The 8216-nt window shown below is 52.4% G+C and carries 7 protein-coding genes and 1 pseudogene; all 8 read right to left on the bottom strand.

The genetic code is table 11. The features are described from left to right. Positions 1-164, bottom strand: a pseudogene (locus tag DW796_RS10605) (dTDP-4-dehydrorhamnose 3,5-epimerase family protein); the annotation flags it as partial. A 15-nt stretch (positions 165-179) separates the two neighbouring features. Further along, on the bottom strand, positions 180-1199 hold the full coding sequence (rfbB, locus tag DW796_RS02380; protein ID WP_118094142.1) for a dTDP-glucose 4,6-dehydratase: 1020 nt from the start codon (positions 1197-1199) through the stop codon (positions 180-182). Positions 1200-1211: 12 nt separating this feature from the next. Continuing rightward, positions 1212-2111 (bottom strand): glucose-1-phosphate thymidylyltransferase RfbA, encoded by a 900-nt coding sequence (gene rfbA, locus DW796_RS02375; protein WP_118094141.1) that lies wholly within the window; start codon positions 2109-2111, stop codon positions 1212-1214. Positions 2112-2138: 27 nt separating this feature from the next. Then, entirely contained in the window at positions 2139-3554 is a 1416-nt protein-coding gene (locus DW796_RS02370) for a hypothetical protein (protein ID WP_118094140.1), read from the bottom strand. A gap of 33 nt (positions 3555-3587) precedes the next feature. Then, complete coding sequence (locus tag DW796_RS02365) at positions 3588-4820, bottom strand: O-antigen ligase (protein ID WP_118094139.1); 1233 nt, start codon at positions 4818-4820, stop codon at positions 3588-3590. Positions 4821-4829: 9 nt separating this feature from the next. Further along, positions 4830-5774, bottom strand: a complete 945-nt coding sequence (locus tag DW796_RS02360; RefSeq protein ID WP_118094138.1) for a glycosyltransferase — start codon at positions 5772-5774, stop codon at positions 4830-4832. A 17-nt stretch (positions 5775-5791) separates the two neighbouring features. After that, entirely contained in the window at positions 5792-7009 is a 1218-nt protein-coding gene (locus DW796_RS02355) for a glycosyltransferase (protein WP_118094137.1), read from the bottom strand. Beyond that, the gene (locus tag DW796_RS02350; protein WP_158567668.1) at positions 7002-8207 is read right to left on the bottom strand and encodes a Coenzyme F420 hydrogenase/dehydrogenase, beta subunit C-terminal domain; all 1206 of its coding nucleotides are present in this window, start codon (positions 8205-8207) and stop codon (positions 7002-7004) included. Before DW796_RS02350 ends, DW796_RS02355 begins: the two co-directional genes overlap by 8 nt. Positions 8208-8216: the final 9 nt, after the last annotated feature.

The raw sequence follows: 8216 nt of genomic DNA, 5'->3' as shown, positions 1-8216 counted from the left end.
ACGACGCGGAGGTCCGGGATGCCCAGGGCGCACATCTTGGCGCGCTGCCAGTTCTCCTTGAACCAGCCGCGCGAGTCGCCGTGGACGGCGAGGTCGACGACCTTGAGGCCCCCGATGCCGGTCTCGGCGACGGAGAGGTCCTTCTCGAATGCGATGTCTGCCATGTCTCTCTCCCCTCCTTACTGGCCCTGCGCGCGGTAGCGGGCCTCGGTGGCCTCCTTGGCCGGGCGCCACCAGGACTCGTTGGCGACGTACCAGTCGATGGTCCGCTTCAGGCCCCCGGCGAAGTCGGTGTGCGCCGGCCTCCAGCCCAGCTCGCGCTGCAGCTTGGTGGAGTCGATGGCGTAGCGGCGGTCGTGGCCGGGGCGGTCGGCGACCCAGTCGAAGTCCCCGGGGTCGCGCCCCATCGCCTCGAGGATCATGCGGAGCACGGTGATGTTGTCCCTCTCCCCATTGGCGCCGATGAGGTAGGTCTCCCCCATGCGGCCCTTGGTGAGGATGTCCCAGACGGCCGAGGAGTGGTCCTCGGTGTGGATCCAGTCGCGGACGTTCTCGCCCTTCCCGGAGAGCTTGGGGCGGACACCGTCGATGATGTTGGTGATCTGGCGCGGGACGAACTTCTCCACGTGCTGGTAGGGGCCGTAGTTGTTGGAGCAGTTGGAGATCGTGGTGCGAAGGCCGTAGGTGCGGGTCCAGGCGCGGACCAGCATGTCAGAGGACGCCTTGGTGCTCGAGTACGGGCTGCTCGGGTGATACGGCGTCTCCTCGGTGAACTTCGCCGGGTCGTCGAGCGCCAGGTCGCCGTAGACCTCGTCGGTGGAGACGTGGTGGTAGCGGACGCCGTACTTGCGGACGGCCTCCAGCAGGCGGAAAGTGCCCTCCACGTTGGTGCGCAGGAACGGCTCGGGGTCGGCGATGGAGTTGTCGTTGTGGCTCTCTGCGGCGTAGTGCACGATGGCGTCGTGGCCCGGGACGATCCTGTCCAGCAGCTCCGCGTCGCAGATGTCGCCCACGACGAGCTCCACGCGGTCCGAGGGCAGCCCGGCGATGTTCTCGGGGTTGCCGGCGTAGGTCAGCTTGTCCAGGACGGTCACGTGGACGCCCGGGTGGTTGTTCACGACGTAGTGCACGAAGTTGCTGCCGATGAAGCCGCAACCGCCCGTGACGATGATGTTCTTGGGTTCAAAGATCTCAGACATGAGGGGTTACTCCTAGTACTCGCGCGGGCTGTTGACGATCTCGCCGGCGGCGACCTTCTTGAGGTGCTGGCCGTAGACCGACTTGCCGTAGGCCTTGGCCGCCTCCTCCAGCTCGGCGGTCGTGATCCAGCCGTTCTCCCAGGCGATCTCCTCGGGGACCGAGACCGGCAGGTCCTGGGAGTGCTCCACGGCGCGGACGAACTCCGCGGCCTCGTGCAGGCTCTCCATGGTGCCGGTGTCCAGCCAGGCGTACCCGCGGCCGAGGGTGACGACGGACAGCGTCCCCTCCTCCAGGTACATCTGGTTGAGCGTCGTGATCTCCAGCTCGCCGCGGGCCGAGGGCTGCACCCTATGGGCCTTGGCGGCGACGTCGCCCGGGTAGAAGTACAGGCCGGTGACGGCGTAGGAGCTCTTGGGGCGCTCGGGCTTCTCCTCGATGGAGACGGCCCTGCCCTCGCGGTCGAACTCCACGACGCCGAAGCGCTCGGGGTCGTCCACGTGGTAGCCGAAGACCGTGGCGCGGCCCGACTCGGCGTTCTGGACGGCGCGCGTCAGGTGGCGGCTGAGGCCGTTGCCGTAGAAGATGTTGTCGCCGAGCACCAGCGCGCACGGCTCGCCGGCGATGAAGTCCTCGCCGATGGTGAAGGCCTGCGCCAGGCCGTCCGGGCTGGGCTGCTCGGCGTAGGAGAGGTTCACGCCGTAGCGCGAGCCGTCCCCGAGCAGGCGCCCGAAGTTGGGCAGGTCGGTCGGGGTGGAGATGACCAGGATGTCCCGGATGCCCGCCAGCATGAGGGTGGACAGCGGGTAGTAGATCATGGGCTTGTCGTAGACCGGCAGCAGCTGCTTGGAGGTCACGAGCGTGAGCGGGTACAGGCGCGTGCCTGACCCGCCAGCGAGGATGATGCCTTTCATATTAAAATCCAATCCATTTTGATGTAGCTATCGCTGCTTCTTAAGTTTGGTCAAACATGAAGCAACGCTTTTCAGCGCAGAATGATTGAGCAAGAGATAGCCAACGTAGACTAATGCATACAGAATCGCCGCAGTTCCACCAGATAAAAGCTCAGCGAACAAGACGAAAGCGACTGTAAGCAGGATCTCCTGAAACGGCCTAGTTGAACCCGGGGCGCAAAGCTGTTCGTTCAGATAGAGCTCGGACCACAACGACCTGCCAATAATGCAGATAACGGCGCCACACAGGACGGCGTCGAGCGAGTTAAGGACAAGAACACCGAATATCGAAAAAACAGCGCTACAAATAACAGTGACGATATTCAACTTCAGGAGCAGCTGTTCTTTACGAAGTACCTTGAAATAGGTAGTACAGCAAAGGCTCATCTTTGTATTGAAGACGCATATCGGAAGTAAGAGCGCAAAGTATTTGAGGCTTTCGGCATATTGAGGAAGCCATATCCCCAAAAACCAAACCATAGGGAAATAGAGTAAAAAGATCGCAGGGAAAATAAGCTCGATAGAATTCCTTATGCCAATGTAAAAACGAACCCTCTCATCTTCAGAGCCTGTCCTAAGGGCAGGAAATAAAACCATACTCGCCTGTGAGACGAAGGTGATGAAGAAATTCACCAGAGAGAGGGAGAACGAAATTTTTGCAAAGGCGACGATACCCCAAAAATGATCGATAAGAAACCTAGATACCCCGAGGATTAGTGTGTCGGCGATGTTCGCAATCATCAGCTTCACGCCGACGATGATACTGCGGATGCCGTCCTTAAGCGAATTGCCAAAAGACACTGATTTAGCGCGTAGGATATCCCTGCCCATCCAAGAGCAATATATGAGCGCAATAATTTTCGAAACGAGATACGCGTAGACATAGGGATGGTAGTCCGAAACCTTAAATCCAATTAAAACAAGGAGCGGAGCCAGAAACACCAGCCTGTCTAGCATTGTAGAAAACGAAAAAAGCTTAGTTTCGTTCATGGCCTGAAAGACAAAGCCCAAATAACTTGTCAGGTTATATACGACGGTGTAAAGCGCGAAAGACGCGATAACAAATAACCGATTTGCATCATCGACGAGAGGCAGCGAAGCCAAAGTGATGCCGAGGCAAATCACTGCCTGGAAACAAGCACCGAAGATATACTGGGATTTGATTGAGCTCTTATCGATTTCATCACGAGAGAGACCCCCGTTAATCAGGTAGACACCATCATTCAGGCCAAGGTGAAAAAAGCCGGAATAGGTCGTATAAAACATGAACAGTTGCCAGTATCCATAATCAGCAACGCCAACGATTTTCGGCACGAGCAGCGACATGACGACACTGACCGATAGAGAAATAAACTGTGCAGCAAACGCAATCATAGTGTTGCGTGCGATAGACGAATAATTCATTCAACCTCGTTTGTTTAAACTAGCAACCTTGATTTATTCAGAAATCAAAATAGGGCCTGACTCGCACAAATCTGAATACCGAGCACTCGTTCTACCCAGAACGAGTCCACAGGAAACAAACAAGATGACCGTTGGCACCCACCAACCAAGCTCGCAATAAAACATGAGCTCCGCGCAGCATATGCAGGAAACGGAAAATAGTACTTGATCGAGTTCGCAACCCGACCTGAACGAACCGATACCAGCGGAAATTAGCAAGAATACAAAACTACAAATTCCAAGAAAACCATATTCATACAGCATTGCAAGGAAACCATTATCCACCGTTGAAAAACCGCTAATTTCAACCGTCGTGCCCAGCATAGTCATGCGACTACTGCCATAACCATTTCCAGTAAGCCAAAACAGCGGCCTGCTTAAAAAGCTATGAATAATATAGGCAATGGCTCCGGAACGCTGGCTATATGAAACATCAGTTTCAAGCTCACCAAATCGAGAAGCCACAAAGTTAAACAGTCCAAACTTGTAGAGAATGAAAACGAGTAGCAATACAGCTGGAACTAAAAGCGCAATTAAATTCCATTTAGAATACTCGGGGTTCTTTAGGCGAAAGATCAGGTACACCGATGCTAAAGCAATGAGAATAATCCACGCGCTACGACTCTTTGTCAGAAGCAGAGCGACCAAAAGAACTACAGAGTATAAGAGACGTTTCATCCTGCCCGTCTCCAATTTATAGTTGATTACAACAGCAATAACTATCATTTGGCCAAATACGATTGCATGACCGAAAAAACTACGCAGTCGATACAAGGATGGATTATCAATCGTTACAGTTTGCAGAAAAGAAAAGGAACCATTTGTAACTAGTCGTTGACCTAAAACAATTTCAAGGACAAAGCTAAATAGGCAGGCGAACACCATAACGTTGCGAAGCATAAGCAATGCAGACTCAACCCAGTCATCGTTCTTTACTTTGCCGTAAATATAACCAAGAAGGATGCAAAAGAAATACGAGCAGACCGTAAGGAGGGATTCATTAATGCTTCGGGACGTAAACGCAATGGCAGAAAAGAAAACCATCGCGCCCATAACGACAATGGGAATAGCGTTATTTAAAAACACTTTGTAGAGGCGCCCAGAAAGAACTTCTTTGAAAACGAGCAATCCTAGAACAGAAAAAAATAGTCCTTTAACGGGAGAAATGACACTTAAGATTGCGGCAAAAATCAAAATAGTGAATTCATTAGTAAATAGCTCAAGCATTCTAAACACCTACTTACTGTCACAGGAACTGATTAAGACCTTAAAATCACCAAGCAGGGAACGATTTGACAGTTCATACTTACGGTATTTTAGAATGGTGCCTAAATCACTTATTTTTAGGCCACCTACGAGCAAGTGCAAACGGGCATTTAAAACAGAACCGTAATGCTCTATATGTGAAGAAGATATACGATAATCGCCAGGATTACTACTGCAGTATTCTTCTAAAACCTTAGAAAATCTCAAGCACATCCCTATCTCAGCAACACGAGATTTCTTGTCAATATGTCGCATCTCAGTTGCATTAGAGTCATGCCTGCGGAACCGAATCAAGGGCTGATTTAGAAGTCTGAGAGTCCCCTTCAGTAATGAGAAGCGCCATAACATACCGTCATGCGCAAAATCATCCTGCCAATATGGCATGATTTCCCTTATAAAACTAGATTTAACGGCATACGAACATCCAGGGCGCCGTACCGACATAAACTTGCTATCGAAAACCGGGGTCTCCAAATCGTCCAGAGGTTTGGAATCATCGACAGCACCATAGACTGTTACCTTTTTACCGCCGCTCTCATAAAACGGCTCGACGGCGCAGCTGAGAACCTCAATCGAGGGGTCCTTCTCGAGGATTGAGGACATCACAGCGATTTTATCGAGTTCCCAAATATCATCCTGGTCGCACGGGAAGACGATTCCATCGTCTATAGATGCAAGGTCAAGAAGCCGTTTAAAGCTCTTGCGCCAGCCGAAATTCGAGCTGTTCTTGTTGACGGTCCAATTAGCGAGTGCGTGTTCCTCGATGTATTCGCAGATGAGATCGAACGATCCATCTGTCGAGCAATCATCCGCGATCACCACCCGATCCGGAGACACGGTCTGAAGTCGCAAGCTGTCTAGCTGTTCAGTAAGATATCGTGTGCCGTTATAGACTGACATCACAACCGTAACCATTAAAAACCTTCGTCCAATTAAAGTTCAGCCATTAGCTGATCGTAAATATTGATAAGACGTTCAACATACGCGATCTTTTTGAGATGGCTAAAGTCCGCCCTCTCAACTGCCTCCCTGTAACGCGAGTAAACATCAGAATCGAGCATATTGACCATTGCGTCAGATAGCGACTCCACACTACCTGCGTTGAAGATCTCGCCGAGACCTTTTGACATCACAAAGGAGGCCGCATCGCCGACATCCGAAACAATACATGGCAGGCCGGCGGCAATCATTGCTTCATAAGCGACGAGCCCGAACGTCTCTCGGCAAACAGAAGGCATGACGATAGCGCGAGATTGTTTCATGACGGAAAGAACTTCATCATGAGGCAAGGAGCCCATGAATCTGATATCTGGATAGCTATCCGACAACCTCTTCAATTCGGTACCGTCGCCAATGACGATCGCATTCACGCCCGCCCGACAGGCCGCTTCGCAAAACAAGTCACAGCCTTTCTCTGGACTTAAGCGGCCGACGAATAGGTATGCCGAAGAATCTCCTTCGGAATCATCTTGAAACTTAGCCGCATCAACATAGTTTAAGCAGTCATACCGTTCAGAATTCCACGCTAGATGAGGTTCGATCAATCGACGGCTGGAGTCGGAGACAAAGGCGACCGCCGGGCGAAGCGAGCCTAAGACATGGTTCTGCACGGAGAAACGAACGGACCGGTACAATTTTTGGGCATACGAGCGCTTGTCACAGTTGTGCAGCAGGCACTTCGGAGAACCGGGAGCGATTCCGCAGTTACAATGATTCACATAGTCGTAGAGCCCACCGTTAGAGCAAACAAGGAAGTACTCATGGGCAGTAATGAGACATTTGAAGCCCCGTCGCTCTATTGCCCTGAATATAGAGGGAGAAAGGGAGTGCGTCCAAGAATGCACATGAACGACCGCCGTTTCTGGGTCAAGCTGATTGAGCAAATCATCCAGCGCCGTTTCCGAGCGTCGGTTCCAGATGCCCTGAACAGCACCAGAGACGCCACCGTTCAAGACGTCGCCCTGCCCGCAATTAACGCAAATAACCCCCGATTCGACCAAAGCCGGATCGGGATCTCCCAGCGCTGAGAAGAAATAGCTGTTAAGCCCCATCTTTGCCAATGCCGAAGCTGTCTCGATTGCGATTTTTGAAGCTCCACCCCCGATATGGGGACGGTCGCAAATCGTAATCGCTGTGGTAAGGCTACTCATGCGCGTTCCCAGGTATAATGGATCGGACCAAACGTTTTACGCCCAACCGCATCGACGGCGGAAGCATTTTTTTCACACGGTCGAAAAGGCTCACTTTGGGAACCAAGACAGAATCAAAGATCCCCGACCCCAGTGCCTCATACTGAGCGATGACCGCATCGCGCCTCTCTTCAAGTCCTGAACGCTTATTAGGGTCTTCATGCAGGAGCACGTCATCCGCTGCGACGTCGTTGTTAGAATAGGCAACGCAATCGACTATCTCATCAATCAGCTTGGCGCCGCGCTCGGTCTTCACGATAACGGCTGAAACGCCCTTCTCAGGATACACGCAGTCTCGGGCTGACTCAGAACGCCAGGAGTCGCCGAGGATAATGTCAGCGGGACTGTCGCACCCTCTGAAGGGACAACTATAGCAAGACGATCTGCTGATCATGCCTTTGATATAGGACCCATAAAACGGGTCGAATGCGGCGGGCCTCTTTATAATCCTGCCGTCGGACAACTCAATCTTTATGTTATGGCCCCAACCGAATTTCGATTTATCTCTAAAAGTCAGTGCGGTGACATCGGACTTCTCCCGAAGCTCAAGCCAGTCAACATAGGAACGAAACATGGAAGAGCTTGGTACACCGTGGCAAACAACGCTGACGGTCGTCAGCCCATCCATCTGCTTACCCAAATAGAGAAGCAGCGCGGAAACCTGGCAGGGAGTACCGCTAAACAGTACATGCTTGCCGGATTTCAGATCGTTGAGCACATCGGGGTACGATTCACTCGCATCGCTCTGGACATATTTGGACTTTTGAAGGAGCGCAATATCGGCAAGATCGGATATACCGATATGCCTAACGCAATCAACACCGTCCCAAGCGGCGCCGTAAACACGCCCACCTTTCTCAAGAACCCGCTTCGCGAGAAGAGAGAAGACGCCGCCGGACGAACTCTGCGCGAGCTCGTCAGAATCACCACTCTGCAAAACAGCGGCGCGAATGACCTCCGAGTCCGCATCAACTCGGTTTTCCGCCGGACAGGAGCGCAGGCATAGGCCACAGGAAGTGCATTTGGCTGCATCCACCACGGGATAATCAAAACCATCGGGCGAAGGATGCATTTCAATAGCCGAAAAAGGGCATTTGGCCGCACATGCTCCGCATCCAAAACAGGCTTGATGAGAAATTATGGCGATGTTTTTGTTCAAGCTGACTCC

The sequence above is a fragment of the Collinsella sp. AM31-2AC genome, assembly GCF_003469285.1.
Lineage (GTDB): Bacteria > Actinomycetota > Coriobacteriia > Coriobacteriales > Coriobacteriaceae > Collinsella > Collinsella aerofaciens_AT.
The sequence above is the reverse complement of the archived record's forward strand: the minus strand, read 5'-3'. Positions and strand labels throughout refer to the sequence as shown.

Coding starts and splice junctions, on each gene's coding strand:
- rfbB (WP_118094142.1), bottom strand. CDS start 1,199: ATGTCTGAGATCTTTGAACCCAAGAACATCATCGTCACGGGCGGTTGC.
- rfbA (WP_118094141.1), bottom strand. CDS start 2,111: ATGAAAGGCATCATCCTCGCTGGCGGGTCAGGCACGCGCCTGTACCCG.
- DW796_RS02370 (WP_118094140.1), bottom strand. CDS start 3,554: ATGAATTATTCGTCTATCGCACGCAACACTATGATTGCGTTTGCTGCA.
- DW796_RS02365 (WP_118094139.1), bottom strand. CDS start 4,820: ATGCTTGAGCTATTTACTAATGAATTCACTATTTTGATTTTTGCCGCA.
- DW796_RS02360 (WP_118094138.1), bottom strand. CDS start 5,774: ATGGTTACGGTTGTGATGTCAGTCTATAACGGCACACGATATCTTACT.
- DW796_RS02355 (WP_118094137.1), bottom strand. CDS start 7,009: ATGAGTAGCCTTACCACAGCGATTACGATTTGCGACCGTCCCCATATC.